Annotated in this window: 26 protein-coding genes and 1 pseudogene; 11 read left to right on the plus strand and 16 right to left on the minus strand. The window is 70.0% G+C overall.

The genetic code is table 11. From position 1 onward, the window contains the following. Positions 1 to 97 precede the first annotated feature (97 nt). A complete protein-coding gene (locus tag IFU11_RS05760) occupies positions 98 to 1369 on the minus strand; it encodes an HNH endonuclease signature motif containing protein (RefSeq protein ID WP_137243499.1) in 1272 nt (423 codons plus the stop codon). A 545-nt stretch (positions 1370 to 1914) separates the two neighbouring features. On the opposite strand from IFU11_RS05760, the gene IFU11_RS05765 reads away from it, so the two are divergent. Then, the gene (locus IFU11_RS05765; RefSeq protein WP_192018427.1) at positions 1915 to 2505 is read left to right on the plus strand and encodes a DUF805 domain-containing protein; all 591 of its coding nucleotides are present in this window, start codon (positions 1915 to 1917) and stop codon (positions 2503 to 2505) included. Positions 2506 to 2592: 87 nt separating this feature from the next. On the opposite strand, the gene IFU11_RS05770 is transcribed toward IFU11_RS05765, so the two are convergent. After that, positions 2593 to 3051 carry a VOC family protein gene (locus IFU11_RS05770; protein ID WP_192018428.1) on the minus strand — a complete coding sequence of 153 codons (459 nt, stop codon included), beginning with the start codon at positions 3049 to 3051 and terminating at the stop codon, positions 2593 to 2595. 98 nt (positions 3052 to 3149) lie between these two features. Here IFU11_RS05770 and IFU11_RS05775 point away from each other — a divergent pair, with 98 nt between their 5' ends. After that, positions 3150 to 4157, plus strand: coding sequence for a helix-turn-helix transcriptional regulator (locus IFU11_RS05775; protein WP_192018429.1), 1008 nt, complete (start codon positions 3150 to 3152; stop codon positions 4155 to 4157). Here IFU11_RS05775 and IFU11_RS05780 read toward each other — a convergent pair. From IFU11_RS05780 to IFU11_RS05815, 8 genes are all read right to left on the minus strand, one after another. After that, positions 4111 to 4698 carry a DUF1349 domain-containing protein gene (locus tag IFU11_RS05780; RefSeq protein WP_192018430.1) on the minus strand — a complete coding sequence of 196 codons (588 nt, stop codon included), beginning with the start codon at positions 4696 to 4698 and terminating at the stop codon, positions 4111 to 4113. The genes IFU11_RS05775 and IFU11_RS05780 overlap by 47 nt on opposite strands. 35 nt (positions 4699 to 4733) lie before the next feature. Beyond that, on the minus strand, positions 4734 to 6311 hold the full coding sequence (locus tag IFU11_RS05785) for a glycoside hydrolase family 32 protein (protein WP_192018431.1): 1578 nt from the start codon (positions 6309 to 6311) through the stop codon (positions 4734 to 4736). A gap of 82 nt (positions 6312 to 6393) precedes the next feature. Then, positions 6394 to 7836: a glycoside hydrolase family 32 protein gene (locus tag IFU11_RS05790; protein WP_192018432.1), complete on the minus strand. Its 1443-nt coding sequence runs from the start codon at positions 7834 to 7836 to the stop codon at positions 6394 to 6396. Between the two features lie 10 nt (positions 7837 to 7846). Then, positions 7847 to 8887 carry a LacI family DNA-binding transcriptional regulator gene (locus IFU11_RS05795; protein WP_192018433.1) on the minus strand — a complete coding sequence of 347 codons (1041 nt, stop codon included), beginning with the start codon at positions 8885 to 8887 and terminating at the stop codon, positions 7847 to 7849. Beyond that, positions 8884 to 9798, minus strand: a complete 915-nt coding sequence (locus IFU11_RS05800; RefSeq protein WP_192018434.1) for a carbohydrate ABC transporter permease — start codon at positions 9796 to 9798, stop codon at positions 8884 to 8886. The genes IFU11_RS05795 and IFU11_RS05800 overlap by 4 nt, the downstream gene beginning before the upstream one ends. Beyond that, positions 9795 to 10676 carry a carbohydrate ABC transporter permease gene (locus IFU11_RS05805; RefSeq protein WP_056013507.1) on the minus strand — a complete coding sequence of 294 codons (882 nt, stop codon included), beginning with the start codon at positions 10674 to 10676 and terminating at the stop codon, positions 9795 to 9797. The genes IFU11_RS05800 and IFU11_RS05805 overlap by 4 nt, the downstream gene beginning before the upstream one ends. 70 nt (positions 10677 to 10746) lie before the next feature. Continuing rightward, complete coding sequence (locus IFU11_RS05810; RefSeq protein WP_371742725.1) at positions 10747 to 12108, minus strand: ABC transporter substrate-binding protein; 1362 nt, start codon at positions 12106 to 12108, stop codon at positions 10747 to 10749. 81 nt (positions 12109 to 12189) lie between these two features. Further along, positions 12190 to 13680, minus strand: a complete 1491-nt coding sequence (locus IFU11_RS05815) for a glycoside hydrolase family 32 protein (protein ID WP_192018435.1) — start codon at positions 13678 to 13680, stop codon at positions 12190 to 12192. Between the two features lie 139 nt (positions 13681 to 13819). Between IFU11_RS05815 and IFU11_RS05820 the strand changes: the two genes are divergently transcribed. The 5 genes and pseudogenes from IFU11_RS05820 to IFU11_RS05840 all read left to right on the plus strand — a co-directional run bounded on the left by IFU11_RS05820 (position 13820) and on the right by IFU11_RS05840 (position 16947). Next, positions 13820 to 14095, plus strand: coding sequence for a hypothetical protein (locus IFU11_RS05820; RefSeq protein ID WP_079706952.1), 276 nt, complete (start codon positions 13820 to 13822; stop codon positions 14093 to 14095). Between the two features lie 42 nt (positions 14096 to 14137). Beyond that, positions 14138 to 15100: pseudogene (locus IFU11_RS05825) on the plus strand (squalene cyclase); the annotation flags it as partial. 129 nt (positions 15101 to 15229) lie between these two features. After that, on the plus strand, positions 15230 to 16210 hold the full coding sequence (locus IFU11_RS05830) for an intradiol ring-cleavage dioxygenase (RefSeq protein WP_192018618.1): 981 nt from the start codon (positions 15230 to 15232) through the stop codon (positions 16208 to 16210). 56 nt (positions 16211 to 16266) lie between these two features. Next, the gene (locus IFU11_RS05835) at positions 16267 to 16446 is read left to right on the plus strand and encodes a twin-arginine translocase TatA/TatE family subunit (RefSeq protein WP_137243487.1); all 180 of its coding nucleotides are present in this window, start codon (positions 16267 to 16269) and stop codon (positions 16444 to 16446) included. Positions 16447 to 16461: 15 nt separating this feature from the next. Next, on the plus strand, positions 16462 to 16947 hold the full coding sequence (locus tag IFU11_RS05840; protein ID WP_192018436.1) for a hypothetical protein: 486 nt from the start codon (positions 16462 to 16464) through the stop codon (positions 16945 to 16947). Here IFU11_RS05840 and IFU11_RS05845 read toward each other — a convergent pair. Then, entirely contained in the window at positions 16928 to 18514 is a 1587-nt protein-coding gene (locus tag IFU11_RS05845; protein WP_192018437.1) for an MFS transporter, read from the minus strand. The two genes, IFU11_RS05840 and IFU11_RS05845, sit on opposite strands and share 20 nt — an antisense overlap. Positions 18515 to 18751: 237 nt before the next feature. Here IFU11_RS05845 and mmuM point away from each other — a divergent pair, with 237 nt between their 5' ends. Next, the gene (mmuM, locus tag IFU11_RS05850) at positions 18752 to 19651 is read left to right on the plus strand and encodes a homocysteine S-methyltransferase (protein ID WP_244631684.1); all 900 of its coding nucleotides are present in this window, start codon (positions 18752 to 18754) and stop codon (positions 19649 to 19651) included. Here the strand turns inward: mmuM and IFU11_RS05855 are convergent. Then, a complete protein-coding gene (locus IFU11_RS05855; protein ID WP_192018439.1) occupies positions 19648 to 20457 on the minus strand; it encodes an SDR family oxidoreductase in 810 nt (269 codons plus the stop codon). The genes mmuM and IFU11_RS05855 overlap by 4 nt on opposite strands. 53 nt (positions 20458 to 20510) lie before the next feature. Further along, positions 20511 to 21098, minus strand: coding sequence for a TetR/AcrR family transcriptional regulator (locus tag IFU11_RS05860; RefSeq protein ID WP_086474166.1), 588 nt, complete (start codon positions 21096 to 21098; stop codon positions 20511 to 20513). Between the two features lie 32 nt (positions 21099 to 21130). Between IFU11_RS05860 and IFU11_RS05865 the strand changes: the two genes are divergently transcribed. After that, positions 21131 to 22141, plus strand: a complete 1011-nt coding sequence (locus tag IFU11_RS05865; protein WP_192018440.1) for a DMT family transporter — start codon at positions 21131 to 21133, stop codon at positions 22139 to 22141. Here IFU11_RS05865 and IFU11_RS05870 read toward each other — a convergent pair. Then, the gene (locus IFU11_RS05870) at positions 22059 to 22676 is read right to left on the minus strand and encodes an FMN-binding negative transcriptional regulator (protein ID WP_192018441.1); all 618 of its coding nucleotides are present in this window, start codon (positions 22674 to 22676) and stop codon (positions 22059 to 22061) included. The genes IFU11_RS05865 and IFU11_RS05870 overlap by 83 nt on opposite strands. A gap of 7 nt (positions 22677 to 22683) precedes the next feature. Continuing rightward, on the minus strand, positions 22684 to 23598 hold the full coding sequence (locus IFU11_RS05875; protein ID WP_192018442.1) for a DMT family transporter: 915 nt from the start codon (positions 23596 to 23598) through the stop codon (positions 22684 to 22686). On the opposite strand from IFU11_RS05875, the gene IFU11_RS05880 reads away from it, so the two are divergent. After that, the gene (locus IFU11_RS05880; protein ID WP_192018443.1) at positions 23597 to 25009 is read left to right on the plus strand and encodes an aminotransferase-like domain-containing protein; all 1413 of its coding nucleotides are present in this window, start codon (positions 23597 to 23599) and stop codon (positions 25007 to 25009) included. The two genes, IFU11_RS05875 and IFU11_RS05880, sit on opposite strands and share 2 nt — an antisense overlap. Positions 25010 to 25030: 21 nt before the next feature. Here IFU11_RS05880 and IFU11_RS05885 read toward each other — a convergent pair whose 3' ends face one another. After that, a complete protein-coding gene (locus IFU11_RS05885) occupies positions 25031 to 25516 on the minus strand; it encodes a pyridoxamine 5'-phosphate oxidase family protein (protein ID WP_056013083.1) in 486 nt (161 codons plus the stop codon). 282 nt (positions 25517 to 25798) lie between these two features. On the opposite strand from IFU11_RS05885, the gene IFU11_RS05890 reads away from it, so the two are divergent. Further along, positions 25799 to 26107, plus strand: coding sequence for a hypothetical protein (locus IFU11_RS05890; RefSeq protein WP_079706962.1), 309 nt, complete (start codon positions 25799 to 25801; stop codon positions 26105 to 26107). Positions 26108 to 26140: the final 33 nt, after the last annotated feature.

The following is a 26140-nucleotide window of genomic DNA, read 5'->3' on the forward strand; positions in this document are numbered from 1 at the left end:
ACGAGGATGCCTCATCGTTCCGGGCGCACCTTTCCCGGTCACTGAGCTTGTCGAAGTGCCCACGAGGAACCCTTCGATCTGCGTACGCCGAGGCAAGTCAGAACGGTGCGGGATCCGGTTCTGTGCGGTGGTGTTTGCCGTCGGGTGTCGTCCAGTCGAGGACGCCGCCCGGTTTGTGGTCGAGGTTCCACCCGGGGAGGTGCTTCATCCGGTGGTGATGTCGACACAGGCAGGCGAGATTGCCGACATCTGTTGCGCCGCCGTCCTGCCAGGCGACCGAATGGTCGAGGTCACACGCTCGGGCTCGCCTGCCGCAGCCTGGCGCCCGACAGGTGCCGTCCCGAAGTCGCACCGCCCGTTGGAGGTCAGCGGGAACCCGGTACTGATTCCGCCCGACCGACAAGACCGCGCCGGTTTCCGGCTGGACGAGGATCCTGGTGAAGCTCGGTGCATTGACCGCGAGCCGGGCGGCGGTCTCGGGATCGATCGGACCGTAGCCGTCGAGCATGCCGGGTGCGTCGGAGACGCCGGCCATGCTGAGCGCCGGGACCGTGATCTGCACCGTGGGCTTGATATGCTCCTGGACCTCGATCGGGTGTGGGAGCACCGGGCTCGACATCACATCTTCCGGAGTCACGCCAGTGAGTGCGAGCGCCGCCAGGGCATCTGCCTGCAGCTGGGCGCACGTGCGGGTGTCACCGGCGTTACGTGACTCCGCCGCGGCCGCCTCGATCCGCTCGGCGATGCCCTGCGCGATGGGCGCGGTGGTGAACAGGTGCACCCAGGCCATGCCATCGGCGGCCGGTTCGAACTCGACCCGGCGGTCGGCCTCGGAGCGGACCGCTCGGGCGGTGATCGATTCGGGGTGGAGGCGCTCGCGCAGGACACGGGCGTGTTGCCGGAGGTACGAGACGGTCGCACTCTCGGCGACCGGCAGCACCTGCTCGAGGAACACCGCCCGCCCAGCAGCAGGGACGTCGCAGAGCTGGTCGGTGATCACCTGCGCATGCCGCGCCGAGATGCGGCCGGCCTCCAGTGACGCGAGTACGGTTGGTGCGTCGTTCACGAGGCGCTCGGCGTCGTTGGTCGCACGTTGGATCGTCCGCTCCGGTATTCGGGTCGCCATCGCGAGAGCCGCGCAGGTCGACCGGCGAGAGAGCGCCCGGCGCTCGGCCGGCGGGAAGATGGCCGGGACGGAAGCGTCTGCGAACGCGTCGGCGTAAGCGGCGGAGCGGGCGAGGAGGCGCGCCTTGCGTGCGTCGAGGACGGCCTGCTGCCGGTGGATCTCAGTCCACTCGTCCGAGAACTCCGCCAGCTGCGCGGCGTAGTCATCGCCGACGCGGGTCGCGGTGAGGGTGGTCTCGGTCATGGAACCAGTCCACCATGGACCACTGACATTCCAGATGGTGAGTCGGAGCGGCTGTGGGAGATTCTCGTGTGCCCTTCGACAGGCTCAGGGACCGGTGGAGGATCACCGGATTCGGGCGGTCGCTCGTGTGCCCTTCGACAGGCTCAGGGACCGGTGGAGGATCACCGGATTCGGGCGGTCGCTCGTGTGCCCTTCGACGGGCTCAGGGAGCGGTGGAAGAGTGCCGGATTCGGGAGGTTCCTCGTGCGCCCTTCGACAGGCTCAGGGAGCGGACGAGGTTCCTCCCGGACGGGAGTGGTCCGGCATGCCGCTCCTGGTCACCGAGCCTGTCGAAGTGCAGAGGTTCCTCGTGTGCCCTTCGACGGACTCGGGGACCGGGAGGAGATCACCGGAGCGCGTGGTTCCTCGGGTGCCCTTCGACAGGCTCAGGGACCGGGAACAATGCCGCGGAGCATGCCCGAAGTCGGTCGGTCGCGCAAGTTGTTCTTGAGTGGTCCAGTGTTATGCCAGGATCTCAGTACCGTGTACCTCGATCGAAAGACACCATGAGTTCCAACACCACCCCTGAATACCCCGCGACGCCGACGTACGGGCAGCCGTACGCGTCCGCTCCGATCCGCGGCGCCGCCTCCCCGGAGGACCTGACGCTCCCGCTCTACGGGGCGACCTTCCCGCAGGCCATCAAGCGCTACCTCCGCAAGTACGCGACCTTCACCGGCCGCGCCTCGCGGAGCGAGTACTGGTGGGCCACGCTGTTCGTCTTCCTCGTCGCGCTCATCCCGAACATCCTCTTCTTCACGGGCTTCCTGATCGGCGCGACATCGGCTGCCGCGCAGCGCGAGGCCGTCGTGTTCGACAGCAGCCCGGGCGCACGGACGTACTACACCCAGCCCGGCATCCTCGAGATCCCCGAGGCTGCTCCGCTGATCCTGACGGGCTTCGTGCTCCTCTGCCTCATCGGACTGGCGACCATCGTCCCGAACCTGGCCATCGCCTGGCGCCGCCTGCACGACGCCAACTTCCCCGGCCCGTTCTACTTCCTCTCGCTCATCCCGTCGGTCGGCGGCCTCATCCTGTTCGTCCTCTTCCTCCTGCCCTCGAAGCCCGAGGGTCAGCGGTTCGACACGGTGCGCTGAGTCGCAACCTGACGACCGGAACGGGCCGGTGCGGACGAGATGTCCGCACCGGCCCGTTCTCCGTCTCGCAGGACGTGCGCGAACGCCTCAGCCGGCCGCCGCGACGTCGAGCACCCACGTGACGCCGAACCGGTCCGTCACCATGCCGAAGCCGGGGCTCCAGGCGGACGCTGCGAGCTCCTCGACGATCGAACCTCCGACGACGAGTCGGTTCCAGAACACCTCGACCTCCGCGAGCGTCTCGCCACGCACCGCGACGAAACAGGACTGCTCGGTGACCGTCGTCCCGTGCTCGCGGCGGGTCGTTCCAGTGCCGATCAGTGACGCCGCCGGAGCTCCGGGGCTGTCGTACGCCATCACCCGGAAGCCGTCCTCGGATTCGACCTGACCGAAGACGACCAGGTCGGCACCCGGGGCGTCCTTCGGCATCCCGAAGTCGCTGTCGCTCGCGATCGTCGTCCGCCCGCCGAAGACGGACTGGTAGAACTCCAGCGCAGCGCGGGCGTCGCCCTGGAAGTTGAGGTGGGTCGTGGTCGTGATGCTCATGCGTGCTCCTCGAGTCGTGCCGGGCTCCTCCCGGTCGAGCACCACTGTCCCAAGCATCTAGGACAGCTGGTGTCCTGCACTCGGACTACGCTCGCACCATGGCCTCACAGACCTCCCGACTCCTGCAGTTGCTCTCGCTCCTGCAGGCGCGGCGCGACTGGCCGGGTGCCCTGCTCGCCGACCGGCTGGACGTCAGTCACCGCACGATCCGACGCGACGTCGACCGGCTCCGCGAGATGGGGTATCGCATCGAGGCCACGATGGGGCCGGACGGCGGGTACCACCTCGACGCCGGGAGCGAGCTCCCGCCGCTGCTCTTCGATGACGAGCAGATCGTCGCGCTCACCATGGCCCTCCAGACCGCGGCCGTCGCGGGATCCGGGTTCGAGGAACCCGCGCTCCGAGCACTGACGACCGTGAGACAGGTCCTGCCGTCGCGGCTGCGCCATCGACTCGACGCCCTCGACGTCACCTCGGTGCCTCGCTCAGGCGACGGACCGACCCCGCAGGTGGCCGTGCCGGTCCTCCTCGCGCTGTCCGCCGCCATCAGCGCGCGGGAGGTGCTCCGGTTCGGGCGATCCGACGACGATCCGGTACCTCCCCGGCGCGTCGAGCCACACCACCTGGTCACCTCCCAGGGGCGCTGGTACCTCGTGGCCTGGGACCTCGACCGCGACGACTGGCGGATCTTCCGCGCCGACCGCATCGCGCCGAGGACGCCGACCGGGCCGCGATTCCGTCCGCGTGAGTTGCCAGGTGGAGATGTGCAGACCTTCGTGGCGGCGAGGTTCAAGGGATCCGAGCAGACCGACGCCTGGCCCTGTGTCGGCACCGTCGTGCTCCACCTGCCGTTCGAGGCGGTCCGACCGTTCGTGGGCGACGGCACCGCCGAGCCCCTCGGCCCGGACCGCACGCGCTACACCGCCGGCGCGTGGTCGTGGGTGGCGCTCGCCGCCTCCCTGAACCGCTTCGACTCCGACATCGACGTCCTCGAGCCGCCCGAGCTCGTCACCGCGTTCGCGCAGCTCGCGGAACGCAATGCCGCGACCGCGCGGACCGTCAGCCGTGGAGCGCGTCGTCCGGCGGACCGAGCTGGACGGCGGTGAACCGCACGGTGAGGCCGGCCCGCGTCGGGGCCGCGCAGAAGAGTCCCGCCTCGACGTCGGCCTCCGGGTCGAGGTGGGCGACGCGGACCAGTCGCCAGTCCTCGTCGTCCACCCGGGCGCGCACGGTCACGGCGTCGCCGTCGCGGCTCGCGCGCACGGTCACCGTTCGTCCAAGCCAGTCGGGGACCGGCGCCACCGACCAGTCGGAGGTCCCGTGCGTGACGACCGCACCGAGCTGGGCGACCCCGTCGGACACCTCGACCCCGGCCTTGATCCACGTCGACTCGGAGGCGCGGAGGAACACGCCGGCCTGATCGAACTGCTCGGAGCCGTCGAGGACGAACGACACCTCGATCGCCGCCCGTCGCGGCATCGGCGCGATCAGCGCGTGCTCCGTGTCGTGGACGAAACCGTAGGAGGTGTGCCGCCAAGCGTCACTTCCCTCGACGGCGGTGATGAGCAGGGAACCGTCCGGCTCCGTCGTCACCGCCGCAGGGGCCGTCGTCCAACGTCCGTGTTCGACAAGGCTCTGGAGATCCATCCGTCCATCCTGACGTATGGATGCGTGCGCTCGCCTCAGATCGCCGTGCCGAACTCGCGGATCGTGATCCCCGAGGCGGTCAGCGGCCCGCCATCGGTGTAGAGGGAGATCCCCGTGTCGCCCTCGGCGAAGTGCACCTGCTGCGAGACGACGGTGTGACCGGCGTTGACGAAGACCTCGACGCTCTGGGTGTCGACGAAGACCCGCAGGTGGACCGAGCGTGCAGCCGCGTCGATCGGTGCTGCGGCACGCGTGTACGGCAGCAGCGAGAAGCCGGCCAGGTCGGACGGTGCGCGGTCGACGTAGAGCTCGGCCCCGGCCTTCCCGATGTTGGTGTGTCGGGAGCCGTCCGCCGAGCGCCCGACGGAGAGACCGACGTTGGTCGCGGTGTCCCAGGTGAGGTCGAGCTCGATCTCGTACGCCCGGCCGCTCCAAGGCAGGACGGCGCTCCCGGTGACCGTCTGGTCCGGGAGGGAGACAGTCGAGGTCGCATACCCGGCCAGGGCGTCCACGGGCGAGCTGAGCAGGCTGTACCGACCACCGGACTGGGCCTCGAGTCGCAGCTCCCGGACGACGGAGTTCTGGCCGTTGTAGCCGTCCGAGGCGTCGGTGGGGACGTCGCGGGCCGCGTACTTCCAGTTGTTCATCCAGGCGATCGCGAGCCGGCGGTCGTCGGGCGACTCCGCCTTCGGCCAGGTGACGGCGGCGTACCAGTCCCAGCCCCAGTCCAACCACTGCGGGGTGAGGTCGTCGGCCGTGAACCGCGTCCCGTCCCAGGTGCCCGTCCAGTAGGCGTAGGTCATCGGCAGGCCGATCGAGTAGGCGTCCATGCTGGCGCCCAGCACCCAGTGCCAGCTGCCGTCACCCGCTCGCATCTGGAACAGGTCCGGGCATTCGATGCCGCCGAGGTCGTGGTTCGGGAAGTCGAAGTTGTGCTGCAACTGCCACGTCGTGAGGTCGGGCGAGGTGTAGAAGGCCGCGTAGCGCGCTCGGCCGATGACGCACACCCATTCGTTCCTGGCCGCGTCCCAGTGGACCTTCGGGTCCCGGAACCACTCGGCGTTCTCGATCTCCGCCGTGGTCTGGGCCGCACGTCCGTCGGTGTTCACGATCACCGGGTCGGGGAGCATCGTGAACGTGAAGCCGCCGTCCGTCGACCAGTAGAGGTACTGCCCCTGGTACTTCCGGACGCCGTCCGTGGGCTGCGTCGCGAGGGCGATGACCGCACCCGCCCCGAAACCGGCGGTGTTCGCGGTGTCGACGACGGCGGATCCCGACCACACCGGGAAGTCCGGCTGCAGCGGCATGACGGTCCCGTGGTGGGTGAAGGCGACGCCGTCGGTCGTCGTCGCGTGATCCCAACCGCCCGGGCCGTTGTTCTGGCCGGAGTGCAGGTAGTACAGCTGGTACGCGCCGTTCGTGAACACCGGTCGTTGCGGGTCGCAGAGCCACCCCGACGGCGGCGTCATGTGGAACACCGATCTGAGGGAGGCCTGCGCCTGTGCGGTGGTCTGCGCCTGTGCGGCGAGGGGTGTGCCGGCACTCGCGAACAGGGCGAGCGCCCCGAGGCCGGCGCCCTGGAGGACGGTCCGGCGGGAGAGGTCGTGCGTCATTGCGGTTCCTTTCGTCGGTGCCACGGGCGCGCCGAAGGCACCCGTGGCGGGGATGGTGCTGGATCGTGCGGTGGAGGACTGCTCAGGCGGGCGCGTGCGCCTGGTCGGTGGCTGGCACCCGGTCGAGGACGGCGACGGCCACCGAGACGGGACTGGCGCGTTCGCTCGCGACGGTCAGCGTCGGTCGTCCGCTCCCCAGGAGGACGAGGTCGGAGACGGTGGCGAGACCGCCGTCGACGAACAGCTCGAGCAGCGGGCCGTCGAGGCTGAGAAGGAGCCGCGCCGGACGGTCACCGGCGAGCGGGACGATGCTCGTCGAGGCGAAGTCGGGGTGCACCGTGTCCATGGCACCGCCCGACCGGGCGACGGAGAGTGACGCCGCCGCCGGGTCGTGGACGATGAGGACCGCTCCGCCGGTGTCGGCCGTCAGTCGGAGCCGCAGCTCACCCGTGATCGACGGATCCCAGCGCAACTCGACCACGCCGTCGCCATCGAGCGCCAGGTCGACGGCGTCCGAGGACAGGGCGACGGTCGTCGGTTCGATCGCGGCCAGTCGTTCCCGGACGAAGGCCGGCGGCTCCTGCACGAGTCGCGGCCGGCCGTCGACCGTGGTCAAGGACAGGCGTCTGGGGAGCGACATCGCGCCCCGCCACGGCGAGGCGGGGAGGTCGGCCGCGTAGCGCCAATTGCTCATCCAGCCGAGGATCACCGCTTCGCCGTCCGGAGCGCCGTCGAACCCGACCGCCGCGTAGAAGTCCCGACCGTGGTCGAGCCGCTGCAGCTCGGCCCGCTCAGGCGTGAACGCCGTGCCGTCGAAGTCGCCGACGAGATAGCTCATCGACGATCCGTCCGGGTCCTGCGCGTCGCCGATCGGGTTGGTGCTGAGGAGCAGGACCCACCGGAGCTCGTCCGGGCGGCCGTCGACCGCGAGCGGGATGAGGTCGGGGCACTCCCACACGACGCCGGTGGGACCGAACGGACCGACGGTGCTGACGTGCTCCCAGGTTCGGAGGTCGGTGGAGGAGTACACGAGGACCTGACGCTCCACGGCTTCCACCGTCAGCATGATCCAACGGAAGCCCGCGGCGTCCTCATACCGGATGATCTTCGGGTCGCGGAACGCGTGCGAGCCGCGGTCGAGGATCGGGTTCTCCGGGTCGCGCTGCCAGGTGAGCCCGTCGTCATCACTGGTCGCCCGGGACTGCGCCTGCCGACCGTCGGTGGACACGCTCGTGTAGTACGCCGTGAGGCGTCCGCCGGGACCCGCGGCGACCACCGATCCCGAGTACACCTGCTCCTCGGCGGTGTACCGCAGGGCGACCGGATGCTCCTCCCAGTGCTGCAGGTCGACGCTCGAGGCGTGACCCCAGCTCATGTTGCCCCAGTCGCCACCCTCCGGGTTGTACTGGAAGAACGCGTGCCACCGCCCGCGGTGGAAGACCAAGCCGTTCGGGTCGTTCATCCAGTTCCGCTCGGGCGTCAGGTGGAAGCGGGGCCGTGGAAGGGCGTGCTGTTCGTCGTGCACGGTCGCGCCCTCAGACGGAGTGCCGCGGGACGGCCGGGCAGGCGATGAGCTGCGGCCCGGCGGGCAGCGCGGCGTCGAGACCGAGCAGCCGACGGACACCGGCCGCCCCGAGCTCGTAGTGGGGGAGGGCGACCGTCGACAGCGGTGGCCGGAGGTGGGCGGCGATGACGTCCTGGTTGTCGAACCCCATGACGGCCATGTCGTCGGGGATCCGCAGTCCGTGCTCCCGCAGTCCGTCGTAGAGTCCCATCGCGACACGGTCGTTGTGGCAGAACACCGCGGTGGCGCCCGAGTCGACGACCTCGGCGGTCGCCGCGTACCCGCCCTCCTGCTCTGGTGAGGCCGGGAACACGAGGGTGTCGTCGAACGCCACCCCCGCCGCCTGCAACGCCGATCGGTACCCGGCGAGCCGGCCGGTCTGTGCCGGTGAGGGGGTCGTCGTGTTGACGAACGCGATCCGTCGGTGACCGGCCGCGAGCAGCGCCTCGGTCGCGGTCCGCCCGCCCTGCTCCTCGTCGGGGACGACGGCCGGGAGCCCGCTGCCGGCGGCGTAGCAGTCGACGAGCACGGTGTCGGTCTGGAGGAGCGCCTCCGGCACGGTGATCTCGTGGTGGAACCAGGTCGAGTAGAGGATCCCGCGGACCTGGTGCTCGAGCATCATCGCGATCGCCTCCTCCTCGGCGGCCGTGTTCCCGTCGGTGTTGGCGACGAGCAGGACGTAGCCGTGGCGCCACGCCTCGTCCTGGGCTCCGTGGATGATCTGGCCGGCGAACGGGGTCGTCGCGATCGCGTCGGCGACGAGGCCGATGAACCGGGAGTGCCCCTGGGACAGCGTCTTCGCGAGGGCGTTCGGCCGGTAGCCGAGCTCCGCCACCGCCTCGTGCACCCGACGTTTCGCGTCCTCGCCGATCCGCGACCCCGGCTTGTCGTTGACGACGTGCGAGACGGTCGCCACGGAGACGCCGGCGGCCTTCGCGACGTCGCGCATCGTGATGCCCGAGGTGTTCTTCGGGTGGTCCGCGCCGGGCTTCGGCTGGTCGGTGCTGCTCATCCCTTGGTCGCTCCGCTCTCGAGGCCGCTGATCATCGCTTTGTTCAACACGAGGAACACCAGCAGCAGCGGTGTGACCGTGACGCAGACGGCGGCGAACGTCGCCGTCCAATCAGTGTTCCCCATCGCCCCGATGTAGTTCTGCAGGCCGAGCGGGATGGTCTTCAATCCGTCCGAGAGCACGAAGGTGTTCGCGAAGATGAAGTCGTTCCAGATGAAGATGCTGTTGACGAGCACGACCGTGATGATCGTGTTGACCGAGAGCGGGAACGTGATCTGGCCGAAGATCCGGTACGGGCCCGCCCCGTCGAGCGACGCGGCCTCGTACATCTCCCGCGGGATGTACTCGTAGAACGAGGAGAACAGGTACACCGCCATCGGCAGGGCGAACGCCGCCAGCGGGATGATCATCGACAGGTGGGTGTCGAGCAGGCCGACCTGCGAGTAGTCGATGAACAGCGGGACGAGCGCGATCTGCACGGGCACGATGATGCCGAGGAGGAACAGGCCGCGGACGAGCCCGCTGAACCGGAACCCGAGGACCTGGAGCGCGTACGCCGCCATCATGCCGGCGATGACGATCAGGACACTCGACCCGAGGGTGACGATCAGGCTGTTGACGATGTTCAGCCCGAGGTTGCCGGTCGAGAACGCCCGCGCGTAGTTGTCGAGCGTCCACTCGGACGGCAGCGCGAAGGGGTTGCCGCCCGCGAAGTCCGCCGCCGTCCGGAAGCTCGTGAGCAGCAACCACACGAGTGGGTAGACCTGGACGACCACGATCGCGACGACGGTCACGGTGAGGATCGTCCGCTGCACCCGCACGCGTGGCGTGTGCCGGGGCTTCCGCTTCGGTGCCGGCGCCGCCGGGGGCGCGACGTCTTCGGTCGGCCGGGCTGGGAGGGTGGCGGTCATGACTTGTCCTTCCGTCGGAGGAGCAGGAAGATGAGGCCGACGGCGACGAGACACTCGACGACGATGAACATGGAGATCGCGCTGGCGTAGCCGTAGTCCGTGTGGACGAACGCCGTCTTGTACATGTACGTGGTCAGCAGCTCGGACGACTGCCCGGGCCCGCCGTTCGTCAGCAGGTACGGGATGTCGAAGCCGCGGAGGGCGAAGGTCGTCGCCATGACCGTCGTCGTGATCCACACCGGCCGGATGTACGGGAAGCGGATCCGCCAGAAGATCTGCCACCAGGAGGCGCCGTCCAGCCGGGCGGCCTCCTCGAGGTCGCGGGGCACGGCCATGAGGGCGGCGTAGATGATGAGCATGTACAGGCCGGTGAACCGCCAGCCCTCCGGGATCGACACGGCCGCGAGGACGGTCTGCACGTTCGACAGCCAGGCCGTCTGGAGGTCGCCGAGTCCGACCCACGCGAGCAGCTGGTTGATCAGCCCGACCGGTTCGAGCGCGTACAGCCGCTGGAACAGGATGGCGATCGCGACCGTGGAGATGACGGCCGGCAGGAGGTAGAGCGTCTTGACGAGCTCGCGGGCCCGGGGGAGGGCCGTGAGCAGTCCGGCGACGAGGAGCGCGCCGCCGAGCTGGAGCACCAGGCAGATCGCGAGGTAGCCGAGGGCGTTGCCGAAGGAGGTCCAGAAGACGTCGTCGCGGGTGAGCATCTTGACGTAGTTGTCGAGTCCGACGAACGCCATGTCCGTGATGCCGTCCCACGAGAAGAGGCTGAGGAACAGCGACTGCACGATCGGCAGGAGGACGGCGACACCGTAGAGGACGAGCGGCGGCACGAGGAACACGAGCACCGACAGGGTCGACCGGCGGGGCAGCATCGACGTGGACATCGGCTTCCGCCGCCGCGGTGGGCGGGCCGGTGCCGCGCCCACCGCGGTCTGGGTGAGCTCAGTCATCGACGTTCTCCGTGAGGGCCGCATCCATCGTCGTGATGAACTCGTCCGGCGTGATGTCGCCCTGCACGAGCAGGGTCAGCTCCTGCTGGAGTCGGGTGTTCGTGGCCGGGTCGAGCTGGGTGTCCCAGGGCATCGCGATCGCCGGTCCGACGCCGTCCGCCTGCGCCACGGAGCTCGCGTACAGCTCGGTCGCGTTCGCGGGGATGGTGGTCTGCGCGGAGGTCGTCGGCGACAGCGCGCCAGTCGCCGCGTAGAGCTCCGGGTAGCGCTCGAGGGCGAACGCGAGGAAGTCGCGCACGAGCGGGTCGTACGTCTTCGCGTTCACCGCCATGCCGATGCCGGATGGGGTGACGTACTCGTTGTCGGCGGTGACGGCGCCGTCGATGGTCGGCAGCGTGAAGGTGCCGACCGCGTCACGGACGCCGGGGTCGAGCGCATCCGTCGCGAGGTTCGAGAGCTCCCACGTGCCGATGTTGTAGACCGCCGCCTTCCCCGAGGTGAAGAGCGCCTGCGCGTCCGCGTAGCCGGTCGAGGAGAAGCCCTCCTGGAAGCAGCCGGCCTGCCCGAGCTCGTACAGCCACTCGGCCGCGGCCTTCCCGGCCGGGTCGGAGAAGGAGGCCTTCCCGGCCTTCAGGTCCTGGACGTACTCGGGACCCGCCATCCGGAACGGGTAGTAGGCCATGTAGCGCTCGAGCGGCCACTGGTCCTGGCCGTCGAGCGCGATCGGGGTGACGCCCTTGGCGCGGAGCGCCTTGCACATGGCGGGGAAGTCGTCGAGCGTGGCCGGGACGGTGACACCGGCGTCCTCGAGCAGGGAGCGGTTGTACCAGAAGAACTCCAGCTGGAACTCGAACGGCACCATGTACAGCGAGCCGTCGTCGAACCGCTGGTAGTTGAGCGCCGCCTCGCGGTAGGAGTCGGCGAGACCGAGGTCCTCGAGGAGCAGGTCGACGTCGACCATCCGGCCCTGCTTCGCGAGCTTCTGCGCGAACGGGGTCGCGTCGGTGTCGAAGAGCTCGGGGAGCTTGTTCGCGGCCGCGAGGGTCTCGTACTTCTGGATGTAGGACGGGCGGTCGGGCGTCGTGATGAGGTTCAGCGAGAAGCCGGGGTGGTCCTTCGCGTACTCGTCGGCGATCTGCTCCATCGCGGTGATCACCCCGCCGTCGGCCGGGCGGGAGAGCAGCCACGAGATCTCGCGGGGGACGATGTCGCCCTTCGGGTCGACGTCGGTCGGGTCCGTGGCGCTCGATCCGCCGGCGCAGCCGGAGAGGGCGAGTGCTGCAGCGGCGACGAGCGCCACGAAGGCGGTGCCACGGGTGGGGCGCATGGTGCGGGGGCGTGCGGTGGTTGGCATGGTCGGAATCTCCGTTGATCGATCACAGGTGGGTGCGGGTGTGCGGGTGGTGGTGCAGCAGGGCGGAGCGTGGTGCCGGGATCAGGACGTGGTGCTGGTGAGGAGTCGGTGTGACGGGGAGTCGTCGTCGGAGTCGCCGCCGTCGCGTTCCAGGAGCGTGCACGCCTCGACGGTGACGGTCCCTTCACCGACGAAGACGCCGACGCGACCGGTCGGTCGGTCGTAGAGGCGGGTGCTGAGGACGACCGCATCGTCGACGGTCGCGACGCAGAGGTCACCGTCGACGATCACTTCGAGCTCGTGCAAGCCGGGGGTGAGGTGGCAGGGGCGTTCGAGTTCGACGACGAACGGGACGTCGCCCGAGATCTGCCACTGCTCCGTGCCGGTGCTGGAGCGGGGCCAGCGGTCGAACACGAGGCGGTCGCGCTTCGGCTCCAGGCGCAGGACGTAGCCCTCGTCGCCGTCGTCGCTCGCCCGGAGGAGGACACCGCACTCGGTCGTGCCGGGGGCGATGTCGAACCGGGCGACCAGCCGGAAGGAACTCGGTGCGTCGGTGCGGCTCAGCGCGTCGGCGTACCCGTCCGGAGCGCTCAGGGCCGTGCCCGAGGTGACGACGGTGTCCGCCGGCTCCTCGGCGGGTCCGAACGTGTCGCGGAGTTCGGCCGCTGGATGGAAAGCGAGGGTGCCGTCGGCGCGCTGCTCCGCTTCGAGGACCGACATGGTGCCGGCCCACTGCCAGGCGCCCGCGTCGTGGGCTCCCTCACGCGAGGCGATCCAGCCGAAGAAGAACCGGCGTCCGTCGCGGGCGGCGGACTTCGCCGCATAGTAGGCGCGTCCGTCGAGCGTGTCGTGCTCGGGGACGAGCCAGGGGCCGTGCAGGGTGCGCGACATCCGGTAGCGCGTCGTGAACGACTCGCTGAACTCGGAGTACACGAGGTACCACCAGTCGCCCCACTGAAAGACCTCGGGGCACTCGTGGGCGATGTAGCGGCGCGGGTCCCAGAACGGCTCGACGGGTTCCCAGGTCGAGAGGTCCGTGGAGGTGCACTGGGCGATGACGCCGCGACGCCGTTCCGGGCCGTGTGCGTGTCGGGCGGTGATGAGCATCCGCCAGACGGCCGCGTCCTCGTCCCAGAAGACGAAGGGATCCCGCCAGTCGGCGGTCTCATATCCTGCGGTGGCGCCGAAGGTGTCGGCCTCCCGGCGCTCCCAGGTGCGCATGCCGTCGGTGCTGACGGCGTGCATGACGAGTTGCAGCGCCAGACCGTCGGCTCCGCGGCGCTCTGGGTGCTGTCCCGTGTAGAAGACGTGGTGGACCCCGTCGGGGCCCAGGACGAGGCTCCCCGTGTAGACGTTGAAGTCCGGCGCGGACGGTCCGCCCGACGCCAGTGCCTCGCCGAGCTCGTCGAAGTCGACGAGGTTCCGGGTGGTCACGCGATGCCACGGCATGCCGATCTTGGGCACGCGACGCGACTCGTGCAGGTAGAGGAGGTGGAAGACACCGTCCTCCTGCCAGGGGATGACATCTCCGACCCATGCGCCGTTCGGCTGGTGGAACCCTCGTTGGTTCATGACGTCCTCTGCAGTGAGTGGTTAATCGGTTACGCAGTTACCGTAGCGGGACGCCGAGAAGTTGGTCAAGCGGTTAAGCAAAGTTAAGCAGCCCGATTGTCGACTTGCCTCACGCGACATTCGAACGTATGTTCGACACATGACCCGCCCGCGTCCGATCCGCCTCGACCACGACACGTGGCTCGTGATGCGGAACGACCCGGTGATCCCGAAGGCGGTCATCGAACGGCGCCGGGATCGGGGCGGTGCCGACGCGTACTTCGTCATCGCATGGGACATCGATCCGCTCAAGCGGGTGTTGATGAGTGTGCAACCGAGCCTGGAACGCGCCGACGCGCTCGTGCGGTACGACGTGCCGCGCACCACCTCCGACCGCGACGGACCGCCCAACGGGCTCAAAGCCACCCCGCGCTGATCCGCTCTGTCGGAGCGCGCCGTCGGGGAGTAGCGTTCCCGCATGGCGATCGATCCGAAGCTGCTCGACTGGTTGCTCGACGCCGATCCGGCTCTCCGGTGGCAGGTCGAACGAGACCTGGCGGGTGCGCCACCCGAGGTCTGGGAGGCGACGCGGAGCACCGTCGCGGCGACCGGGTTCGGTGCCGAGCTGCTCGCGCATCAGGACCCTGACGGACAGTGGGCGGGCGGCGCGTACTTCCCGGCCGGTTTCTTCGGCAGTGCCGAGCAGGAGGAGCCCGGGCAGCCCTGGGTCGGGACCACCTGGGCCCTCAAGGACCTCCGCGAGTGGGGCGTCGATGCCGCCGCCCTGACCGACACGGCCGAGCGCCTGGCGGTCAACAGTCGGTGGGAGTACGACGATCTGCCGTACTGGGGCGGTGAGGTCGACGTCTGCATCAACTCGTTCACGCTCGCCACCGGCGCCTGGCTCGGCGTCGACGTCACCCCGCTCGCCGCCTGGTTCACCACGCATCGCCTCGCCGACGGCGGCTGGAACTGCGAGGCGGAGGAGGGCGACTCGGTGCGGTCCTCCTTCCACTCGACCCTCAACGCGGTGCGCGGTCTCCTGGCGTACGAGGCGTACACGGGTGACTCGAGCGTCCGTGAGGCCCGGCAGGGTGGCGAGGAGTACCTCCTGACGCGACGACTCCTCAACCGGGCGACGACCGGGGAGCGGGTCGGCCCGTTCGTCGACCACCTGGTCTTCCCGAACCGCTACCGCTACAGTGCCCTCGCCGCCCTCGACCACTTCCGGGACGCCTCGCTCGCCAACGGCACGCCCCCGGATCCGCGCCTCGCCGACGCCGTCGAGCTCGTCCGTGCGGCTCGCCGGCCGGACGGGACCTGGCTCCAGGGGCGGCCCCTGCCCGGACGCGTCTGGTTCGACACCGACGTGCCGGAGGGTGAACCGTCGAAGTGGCTCACGCTCATCGGTTCCCGGGTCCTCGCCTGGTGGGACGACGCGCGCTCGGCAACCGCCCAGCAGACCCATCGACGACGTATGGACGGCTCAGAGGAAGCCCATAGCCGGCACGCCGATGCTCGTCTCACGACCGATCGAGACCACCGATCGCAGACGAAGGCGAGGCGCACCATGAGCAGGATCCCGACACCCGAGACCACCCCGGACGGCCCGGCCTACGAGGGTCGCCTGCTCGACCGGGCAGACGAGGAGGTCGTCGACCAGGGCGTCGCGTTCGACCTCGGGACCCTCGTCAGCCGACGCACGGTGCTGAGCCTCGTGGGCGCCGGGGTCGGGGCCGTCGCGCTCGCCGCCTGCTCCACCGGGGCGTCCGGCAGCAGCAGCACGAGCACGGGTGCCGCGAGTTCCGGCACGAGCACCGCGACGGCGACCGGCGACCTCCCATCGGGCGAGATCCCCGACGAGACCGCTGGCCCCTACCCGGGCGACGGCTCGAACGGAGCCGACGTGCTCGAGGAGTCCGGCATCGTCCGCAGCGACATCCGGTCGAGCATCGGGTCCGGGACCACCGCGAGCGGGGTCCCCATGGCCCTCTCGCTGACCATCCTCGACATGGCGAACGGAGACGCCCCGTTCACCGATGTCGCCGTGTACGTCTGGCACTGCGACGCGTCGGGCGGCTACTCGATGTACTCCGACGGGATCGAGGACGAGACCTACCTCCGCGGCGTCCAGGTCGCCGACAGCTCGGGGACCGTCTCGTACACCTCGATCTTCCCGGCCTGCTACTCGGGCCGGTGGCCGCACATCCACTTCGAGGTGTACCCCACGGTCGCGGACATCTCCGACTCCGCGAACGCCATCGCGACCTCGCAGGTCGCCCTGCCGCAGGCGGCGTGCGACACCGTCTACGCGCTGTCCGGCTACGACGGTTCGAGCGGGAACCTCGCCCAGGTGAGTCTCGACGACGACAACGTCTTCGGTGACGACGGCGGTGCCCTGCAGCTCGCGACGGTGACGGGCGACGCGACCTCGGGGTACCAGGTGGCGCTCACCGTCCGGGTGGACACCACGACGACGCCGACCGCCGGTGCCGCTCCGTCCGGTGGTGGCGGGGCTGGCGGCGGTGGAACGCCGCCGAGCGGACGCTGACCGCGGCACCTCCACGCACTCCTGTCCCGACCCGTATCGACCCGAAAGGACCCGTCATGGGATTCCTGCAGAACCTCACCGGCTGGCACGCCCTCATCGTCCTCGCCGTCATCCTGCTGTTCTTCGGCGCGGCAAAACTCCCCAGCCTCGCCCGCAGCGTCGGGCAGTCGGCGCGCATCCTGAAGGACGAGGTGTCGGCCGACACCGACACTCGCGCCGACACCCCTGCCGCCTGATCATCGGAGCGCATCGTGTTCGGACTCACCATGGACAAGCTGATCGTCATCGGCATCCTCGCGGCCGTGCTCATCGGCCCGAAACAGTTGCCGGTGTACGCCGAGCGACTCGGGGTGCTCGTCCGCACGGTCCGCGACCTCGTCGCGACGACCAAGGCGCGAGCCGCCGAGGAACTGGGCCCCGAGTTCGACCCGACCGAGTGGAAACGCCTCGACCCTCGACAGTTCGATCCCCGACGGATCATCCAGGAGGCGCTCGTCGAGGATCGTGGGTCGGTCGCGCAGCTCGAGCCGTCGATGACGTCGGAGGTGCAGGTGGAGCCGTCCGTGCCGTCTGCCTCGGCGAAGCCGGTCGCGAGCGGCGGCTGGCAGGCCGCGCTCCTCGAACGGGTCGGACGCGACGGGGCGGATGCGCACCGCGCACCCGCCCCGATCGTGATCACCGAACGCGTCGTCCTCGACGGACGCGTCGACGAACCCGCTAGCCGGCGGGCGTCGTGACGCGTCCGTCCTGGCCGTCCGCCGCGGCACCGGTGGTCGACGCGGGCGGCAGGATGTCGAGCGGCATCGTGTGGGTGTCGATGAGCGGGTTGTCGTCCTGCCCCTTGACGAGTTCCACCGCCTCGGCCTTCGTCTCGACCGTCGGCACCGAGCCGATGAGCGGGCGACGAGCCGTCTCCCGCATCGTGAGCACGCCGACGCCCGCCACCGCCGCGAAGAACATGATGTAGAACGCGGGCATGAAGGTGTTGCCGGTGAGCTGGATGAGGAACTCGCTGAACAGCGGCGTCGTGCCGCCGAAGAGCGAGACCGACAGGTTGTAGGCGATCGCCATCGCGCCGAAGCGGGACGCCGTCGGGAAGAACGCCGGCAGCGAGGCCGCGGACGGTCCCGCCCAGAGCGCGACCGGGGCGGCCACCATGAAGAGGGCGATGAAGATCGCCCAGATCTCACCGATCTGCATGACCGCGAACGCCGGCACCATGAGGGCGAGGGTCGCGCCGACGGCCATGAGGTAGACGGGCTTGCGGCCGAGCTTGTCGGACATCCGGCCGACGAGCGGCAGGCAGGCGGACATGATCAGCAGGACCGGGATGGTCGCGACCGCGGCCGTCAGGTTGGAGACGCCGACGTCCTTCTCGAGGTAGGTCGGCATGTAGCTCGTGAGCGCGTAGCCGGCCGTGTTCGTCGCGGCGACGATCGCCATCGCGATGAGGATCTGGCGCCAGAAGTGACGGAAGATCCCGAAGACACCCTGGCGGGCCATGGGGTCTTCGTGCTCGGACTCGATCCCGCCGGCGGTCTCGGCGACCTCGTAGGCCGGGGTCTCCGGGATCTTGAGGCGGAACCACACCGCCACCGCACCGAGCGGCAGGGCGATGAGGAACGGGATGCGCCAACCGAACTCGGTCATCGCGTCGGGGCCGGCGAGGCCCTCCGCGATCAGCGTGGTGAGGGCGACGGTCCCGGCACCGGCCGCGAAGCCGACGTAGGACCCGACGTCGAGCCAGGAGGCCCAGAACCCGCGGCGACGGTCGGGTGAGAACTCGGCGACGTAGGTGGACGCGCCGGCGTACTCACCACCGGTCGAGAATCCCTGGATCATCTTGAGGAGGTACAGCGGGGCGATGGCCCACAGCCCGATCTGGGCGGCGGTCGGCAGCACGCCGATGAGGGCGGTCGCCGCGGCCATCATCGACATCGTGAGGAAGAGGATCTTCTTCCGGCCGATCTTGTCGCCGAGCGGTCCGAGCACGAGCCCGCCGAGCGGACGCACGAGGAACGACACGGCGAAACCGAACAGGGTGACGAGGATGCCGGCCTCAGGAGGGAGTCCCTCGGTGAAGACGACGGTCATCGTGACCGCGAGGTAGCCGTAGATGCCGAAGTCGAACCACTCCATGAAGTTGCCGACGACGGTGCCCGAGATGGCGGTGCGGATGCGCGACCGCTTCACGACGAGGACGTCGTCGACGCGGAGGCGCCTGGTCTTGCGGGCCGGCTTCCGGCCGGTTTTGGGGGAGGGGGATGCGGGGGACGATGATGCCGCGTTGTCGCTGGAGTTCACAAGCAGTACTCGTTTCCTGACAGTCGTGTTGAATCATTCGGCACTCGCGTAATCGCTCAGTGCCCGAGAAATGCCGGAGGATCGCCATGCTGCACTGGCACGGAGCTCGGGGGAGCTGCACGTCGGGTGGCGGGTCGTTCTCGGGGAGAACGCGTCCTCTCGGCTCTGGACGGGTATAGACAATACCAGGTGTCCAGTGGGGCCCCTCCCCGCGGTGGTGCGGGCACAATGGACGGCATGGATGTTCGGCGCGGTGTCTGGACCCTCGACGGCGGTCTCGGAACGCTGCTCGAGGCACGAGGGCACGACCTCTCCGACGCGCTGTGGAGCGCTCGTCTGCTGCTTGAGGAGCCACAGGCGATTCTGGCCGCTCATCGGGAGTTCTTCGCCGCCGGTGCGCAGATCGCGATCACGGCGTCGTACCAGGTCGGCTTCGAGGCGTTCGAGCGGATCGGCATCTCGGTTCAAGAGACCGAACGGCTCCTGCGATCGAGCGTCGAACTGGCGCGTGCGGCGCGCGACACGCGGTCGGAATCGGACCCCGACGGCCCGCTCCTCGTCGCCGCGTCGGTCGGTCCGTACGGTGCGACGCTCGGCGACGGCTCGGAGTACGAGGGTGCCTCCGGTCTCAGTCGGACCGAGCTGCGGCAGTGGCACGAGCGGCGTCTGGCGGTGCTGGTCGACGCGGCCCCCGACCTCCTCGCCCTGGAGACCATCCCGACGCTCGACGAGGCGACGGCGCTCACCGATCTGGTGCGGGGTTCGGGCGTGCCGGCATGGTTGTCGTTCACGGTGGAGGGCGGTCGTCTCCGTTCGGGCGAGCCGATGGCGGAGGGCTTCCGGCTGGTCGAGCGGATCGACGAGTTCCAGGCCGTCGGTGTCAACTGTTCGCACCCGGACGAGGTCCTCCCGGCCATCGCCGCTGCGCGGTCCGTGACGGACAAGGCGGTGGTGGTCTACCCGAACTCGGGCGAGCGCTGGGACGCCGACGCCCGCTGTTGGCGCGGAGCCGCCGGGGCCGGTGAGGTGGAGGCCTGGCTGGAGGCCGGGGCGACGGTCGTCGGCGGCTGCTGCCGGATCATGCCGGCCGACATCGCCGACGTCCGTGCGCGGGTCGGCCGGGAGCGAGGCCCCTAGCCGACGTTGAAGCCGCCGTTGCTCGAGAGCACCTGGCCGTTGATCCAGGAGCCCGGGGCTGAGAACAGGAAGCGGACGAGGTCGGCGGTGTCGGACGGCGTACCGAGCCGGCCGGCGGGCGTCGCCTCGGTGCCCCAGCGGCGGATGTCGTCGGTCATCCAGCCCGTGTCGATCGGACCCGGGTTGATGACGTTCGCCCGCACCCCGCGGTCGCCCAGCTCCACCGCCGCAGCGGTCACGATGCGGTCGAGCGCACCCTTGCTCGCCCCGTAGGGGAGGTTGTTCACAGTGTGATCGCTCGTGAGGGCGACGATGCGACCGGCCACCCGGGGCGGTGCCTCCTGCACGGGGAGCTGTTCGGCGAAGGCCTTGATGAGGAGCCACGTCGCCCGCGCGTTCACGGCGAAGTGGCGGTCCCAGCTGTCGAGGTCGGTCGTGAGGATCGAGCTGTCGACCGACTCGCAGTGCGACATGACGAGCCCCGACACGGGACCCAGCTGCGCCGCGCGCGCGACGAGCTCGGCCGGGAACGCCGGGTCGGCGAGGTCGCCGAACGCGACCTCGACGGTCACGCCGAGCGCGCGGCACTCGTCCGCGATCGCCTCGGGGTCGTCGGGGGTCCGCTCGTAGCCGAGGCGCTCGTCGTAGGGCCGCCAGGCGTTGAGGACGAGGTTCCAGCCGTCCGCGGCGAGACCGGTGGCGAGTCCCGCGCCGATCGAGCGGCGGCGCCCGACTCCGGTGACGATGGCGATGCGGTCGGTGCTGTTCTCGCGGTCGGCGGCGGTGGCGTCATCGGTGAAGTCCATCCCGAGACCCTACGCGATGTCGGGTGGTCGCCGACAGGTCGCCCCGGTTCCGGTCAGACGGCCAGGAGGCGACCGGCGATCGCGCGGGCGGTCTCGAACGGTTCGCGGAAGGTGCGCATCCCGACCGTCACGATGGCGCCCTCGTACAGCAGCATGAGTTCGCGGGCGCGCGCTCCGGGGTCGGACAGGCCTGCCTCGGTGATGAGCTCGGCGAAGCGGTCGAGCAGCCACTGCTTCTGTCGGGTGACCTCGGGGAGGACGAGGCCGCTCGTCGCGTGGTCGGGGATCTCCGCGCGTGCGTTGACGGCGCTGCAGCCCTTGGGGCTGTTGTCGTCCGACCAGCCGATCGCCGCGTCGAAGATCGCGAGGACCCGGTCGATCCCGGGTTCCGGGTGCCGGGCGAGGAACTCGTCGACCCAGACGCGCCAGCGGGCGTCGCGATGCTGCAGGTAGGAGAGCACGAGGGCCTCCTTGCTGCCGAAGCGGTCGTAGAGCGTCTTCTTCGTGACCCCGGCCGCTTCCGCGATGGTGTCGACGCCGACCGCGTGGATGCCGTTCTCGTAGAAGAGCACGGAGGCGGCGTCGAGCACGCGTCGGGCGCCCGGCGTGAGGGGTGCGAGCTCTGGAGTGTCGACCGTCATGCGAAAACTATACCAGTCTGTATACTGCGGGGATGAGTAAACAGATCGGTATACCTGTCGTTCGTGCGATCCGCGCGGCCATCGTCCCCCTCGCGGCGATCGGGTTCGTCCTCGCGTGGAGCTCCGGGTTCATCGTCGCGAAGATCGGAACCGAGGACGTGCCGGTGCTCACCGTGCTCCTCTGGCGGTTCGTCCCGCTCGCCGTGGGGCTCGCGATCGTGCTGGTGCTGAGCGGGCAGTGGCGGAACGCCACCCGGGCACAGGTGCGGTCGCAGCTCGTCATCGGCCTCTTCGCGCAGTTCGGCTACGTCGTGTTCGTCTACGCCTCGGTCGCCGTGGGCATCTCGACCGGCACGACCGCGCTCATCGACGCCGTCCAGCCGCTCGTCATCGCGGCGCTCGCCGGACCGCTGCTGCACGTGCGGGTTCCGGGGGCCCAATGGCTGGGACTCGGGATCGGCGCGGTCGGGGTGTTCCTCATCGTGCAGTCCCAGTTCGGCGCCTCGGACGCACCGCCGATCGCCTACGCCCTGCCCGCACTGGCCATGGTCAGCCTCATCACCGCGACGATCCTGGAGCGGCGCTCGCCGCACCGATCCCCGGTCCTCCTCACGCTGACCGTCCACGCGACGGCGACCATGGTGCTCCTCGCCGTGCTCGCCCTCGCGACCGGTGAGGCGGTGCCGCCGGGCGACGCGACCTTCTGGCTGACGACGCTCTTCCTCGCGCTCGTCCCGACGCTGTCGGCCTACGGGCTCTACTGGTGGCTGCTGCGTCGCATCGGCGTCACAGTCCTCAACGCGCTCCTGTTCCTCGTCGCGCCGACGACCGCCGTCGCGGGTGCGCTCCTGTTCCGGGAGCCGTTCACGCTCCTGACGGCCGGCGGGTTCCTGCTCAGTGCGGCGGGCGTCGCCCTCGTGCTCGTGAGCGACGCCCGCGGTCGCGTCGGTGCCCGTCGGGTCAGTGCCCCGCCGGCCGCCGGTCCTGCTGACGGCGCATCTCTTCGGCCAGTGCCGGATTCCGCTCCGCAAGGTGCGCGGTGATGTCGTCGACCACCTCGGGCGTCTTGTTCTGACTGAGCTTCGCGCGGGCGTCGAAGCGGGTCACGCGCATCCGGAGGCCGACCGTCCCCTTCGCGACCCGCCGGGTGCCGGCCTCGTCCTGGGACAGGTGGCGGCCGTCCGGTCGGTGGTCCTCGAAGTGGTCGGTGAGTCGCGAGAGCATCTCGTAGTTCTCGTCCTCGCTGAGGACCTCCGGCGTGCCGTACAGGTGCGCGGTGACGTGGTTCCAGGTCGGGATCACCTGACCCTCCGGGTACCAGCTCGGCGAGACGTAGTCGTGCGGTCCCTGGATGATGACGAGGATCTCGTGCTCACCGAGCTCGTGCGAGCGCTCGTCCGGTCGGCCGAAGTGGCTGACGATCGACAGCTCGTCCCGGTCCTCCTCGAGGATCGCCGGGTAGTGGGAGGCGACGAGACCGGTGCTCGCGGGCGAGACGAACGTCGCCCACGGGTGGTTGCGGATGAGGCGCTTGACCTCGTCGACGTCGGTCATCAGGTACGTGGGGGTGTGGCGCATGGTGGGGTCACTTCCGGTCGAGACGGGTGCGGACGGCGAGGCCGGCGCACAGGATGACCGCGAGCCCGCCGAGCGCGGTGGCCCAGTCGAGTCGCTCGCGGAGGATGAGGGCCGCCCAGACGATGCTCAGCACCGGCTGGACGAGTTGGATCTGGCTGACCCGGGCGATCGGGCCGATCGCGAGTCCGCGATACCAGGCGAAGAAGCCGAGGAACATGCTCGCGACGCCGAGGTAGCCGAACGCCAGCCAGCTGCCGATGGCTGCGGTCGGCGGCTGCTGGACGATCGACAGCGCTGTGAGGGCGACCATGAGCGGTGCTGCCACGACGAGCGCCCAGGAGATCGTCTGCCAGGAGCCCAGCTCCCGGGCGAGCAGTCCGCCCTCCGCGTAGCCGACGGCGGCCGCCACGACGGCGCCGAGGAGGAGGAGGTCCGACCAGGCCAGCGGCGCGAGGCCGCCGTGCTGCACCGAGGCGAACAGCATCGCCGCGACCGCGCCAGACCCTGCGAAGATCCAGAAGCGACGCGTCGGGCGCTCGCCGCCCCGGAGGACGGCGGCGACCGCCGTCGCAGCAGGAAGGAGGCCGATCACCACGGCGCTGTGACCGGCGGGAGCGGTGGTCAGCGCGAAGGAGGTCAGGAGCGGGAATCCGACGACGACGCCGCCGGCGACGATCGCGACGCGAGCCCACTGCAGGCCGGCCGGTCGCCGCGCTCGCAGGGTGGCGAGGGTGATCGCGGCGAGCAGGGCTGCGACGACCGCGCGCCCGGAACCGATGAAGAGCGGCGACAGTCCGACGAGTGCGACCTTCGTGACGGGGACCGTGAGGGAGAACGCCAGGACGCCGAGGAAGCCCCAGCCGAGCCCGCTGCGGGATAACACTCGCGCTGGCGTCACGATAACGCTACTCTGTGGACTCATGGACAACGATAGCACCGGGCGGATCGTCGCCGCCATGACCGCTTGGATCGCAGCGGCGCCTCCGGGTGCACGCGTGCCCTCCAATCGGGCGTTGACCGCCGAGTTCGCAGCGAGCCCCGTCACCGTCCAGAACGCGATGCGCCAGCTCGCCGGGCGAGGGCTCATCGAGAGTCGGCCGGGCGTCGGCACCTTCGTGCGGGCGGCTCGTCCGGCGCGATCGGTGGACTACGGCTGGCAGACCGCTGCGCTCGGCGCGCTGCCGTGGCGCTCTGGCGCGTTGTCCTCGGCGCAACGGTCGGTCGCACCCGCTGCGATCGCGATGCACTCCGGATACCCCGCCCGAGAACTGTTGCCTGAACGGCTGGTCCGCGCCGCGCTCGCGCGTGCCGCCCGCACCGACGTGGCGATGACCCGATCACCGGCGGCCGGGTCGCCGGAGCTCCAGGCGTGGTTCGCGGCCGACCTCGGGGAAACCGCACCGCCCGGGGTCACGCCGCCGACCGCGCGGGACGTCATCGTGATCTCCGGCAGTCAGAGCGGACTCAGTTCGATCTTCCGTGCGCTCGTCGGCCCGGGGCAGCCGATGCTCATCGAGTCGCCGAGCTACTGGGGTGCGATCCTCGCCGCCGAGCAGGCGGGCGTGACGCTGGTCCCCGTGCCGACCGGCCCGGACGGACCGGACCCGGACGTCGTGGAGCGTGCGTTCCAGGACACCGGTGCGCGGGCGTTCTACGCACAGCCGACCTTCGCGAATCCGACCGGCGGCCGCTGGTCGCCGGAGACGGGGGTCGCGATCCTCGAGACCGTCCGGCGGCACGGCGCGTTCCTCGTCGAGGACGACTGGGCACACGACCTCGCGATCGACGTCGATGCCCGGCCGCTCGCCGCGCTCGACGACGACGGACACGTCATCTACCTGCGGTCGCTGACCAAGAGTGTCTCGCCGGCGCTCCGGGTCGCCGCCGTCATCGCGCGGGGGCCCGCCCACGACCGGATCCTGGCCGACCTGGCCGCCGAGTCGATGTACATCAGCGGGGTCCTGCAGGCCGCAGCCCTCGACGTCGTCACCCAACCCGGGTGGCGGTCGCACCTCCGTGGTCTGCGACCACTCCTCCGTGCCCGACGGGACCTGCTCGTCGCGAGTCTGCGCGAGCACGCCCCAACGGCGCACCTCGAGCGGCTGCCGCTCGGTGGACTGAACCTGTGGCTGCGGCTGCCGGAAGGCACCGATGTGCCGCGCGTGGTCCGCACCTGCGAGAGCCGTGGTCTCATCGTCTCCAACGGCACCGAGTGGTTCCCGGCGGAACCCGCAGGGCCCTACTTGAGAGTCAACTACTCCGGCGAGGACGCGGGCCGCTTCGATGAAGCGGCCCGCATCCTCGGCGGTGTCCTGGCGGGCGAACGCGCCTGAAGGTGTCCAGGCGACCGCTCGTTACAGGTCGAGCTTCGCGTTGTCGCCGCCGTCGTAGGTCTCGCCGGTGACCTTCGACTTCACGAACGCGACGGCGGTCGCGATCTTGCCGCCGGGGCTGTCCCAGTACTCGGCGCTGTCGGCCGAGAACTTCAGCAGACCGACGCGCGGGTCAGAGGGGCCGTCCGGGAACCACGCCTCGACGACGCTGTTCCACAGCTCTTCCAGCTTGGCGTGGTCCTCGACGAGTCCGGCGGTGCCGGCGAGCGACACCCACGAGCTGTCCGAGCTCAGCGTGACGCCGGCGTTCGGGTTGACGTCGAGCTGCTGCACCGCGGAGGCGTCCTTGCCGACGATGAACCACAGGTCGCCGTCGAACTCGCGCTCCTGCACGGTGAGCGGGTGGGCGACGAGCTTGCCGTCGAGGTCCACCGTGGTGAGCATCGCGAAGCGGAAGTCCGCGAGCAGCTTGTTGAGGGTCGTGTAGGGGTCGGTGTCTCCGGCCATGGGGTCTCCTTCATCTCGTCGACCGGCCCGTCGGTGTCGGGGTGCCGGTCTGCGTGGCTCGCAGCCTACGACTCGCGGCTCCGACCGCACCTGGATGGTGCCGACCGTTGACGCGAGGCGGATCTTCTGCTCCTGTGGCGACTCCGGCCGACGTGTCCGGTCGCCGGCTCCAGTCGACGTCTCCGGTCGCCCTATCGCACATCTCGTGCGCGAGCGCCATGCTCCCGCCGTTCCCGGGTCCGCTCACTAGCCTGGACTCTTCATCACCGTAGGGAGAGACACATGAACACCTCATCGCTCACGAACCAGATCAACGAGGCGCTCGCGGCACTCGGCGGCGGTCCGTTCCTCACGACGAAGACCACCGAGAAGGACGCCACGACCACGGTCACCGGCACCCTCGGCGACAGCGAGATCCACATCGACTTCATCGAGGAGGGCAACGGCACCGAGGCCGAGAAGGACCACACGGTCGTCGTCCGCGACGCCTCGGGCAAGCAGATCGGCGAGGGGCGCGGTGACTCGACCTTCGCCGACGCCATCTCCGCGTTCGGCTGGGCGGGCGTGCTCGACGCCGTCAAGAACGGCTGATCGCGTCGTCATGACCTCCAGGGTCCGGTCTCG

The sequence above is a fragment of the Plantibacter sp. CFBP 8804 genome, from assembly GCF_014841225.1.
In the GTDB taxonomy this organism is placed as follows: domain Bacteria; phylum Actinomycetota; class Actinomycetes; order Actinomycetales; family Microbacteriaceae; genus Plantibacter; species Plantibacter auratus.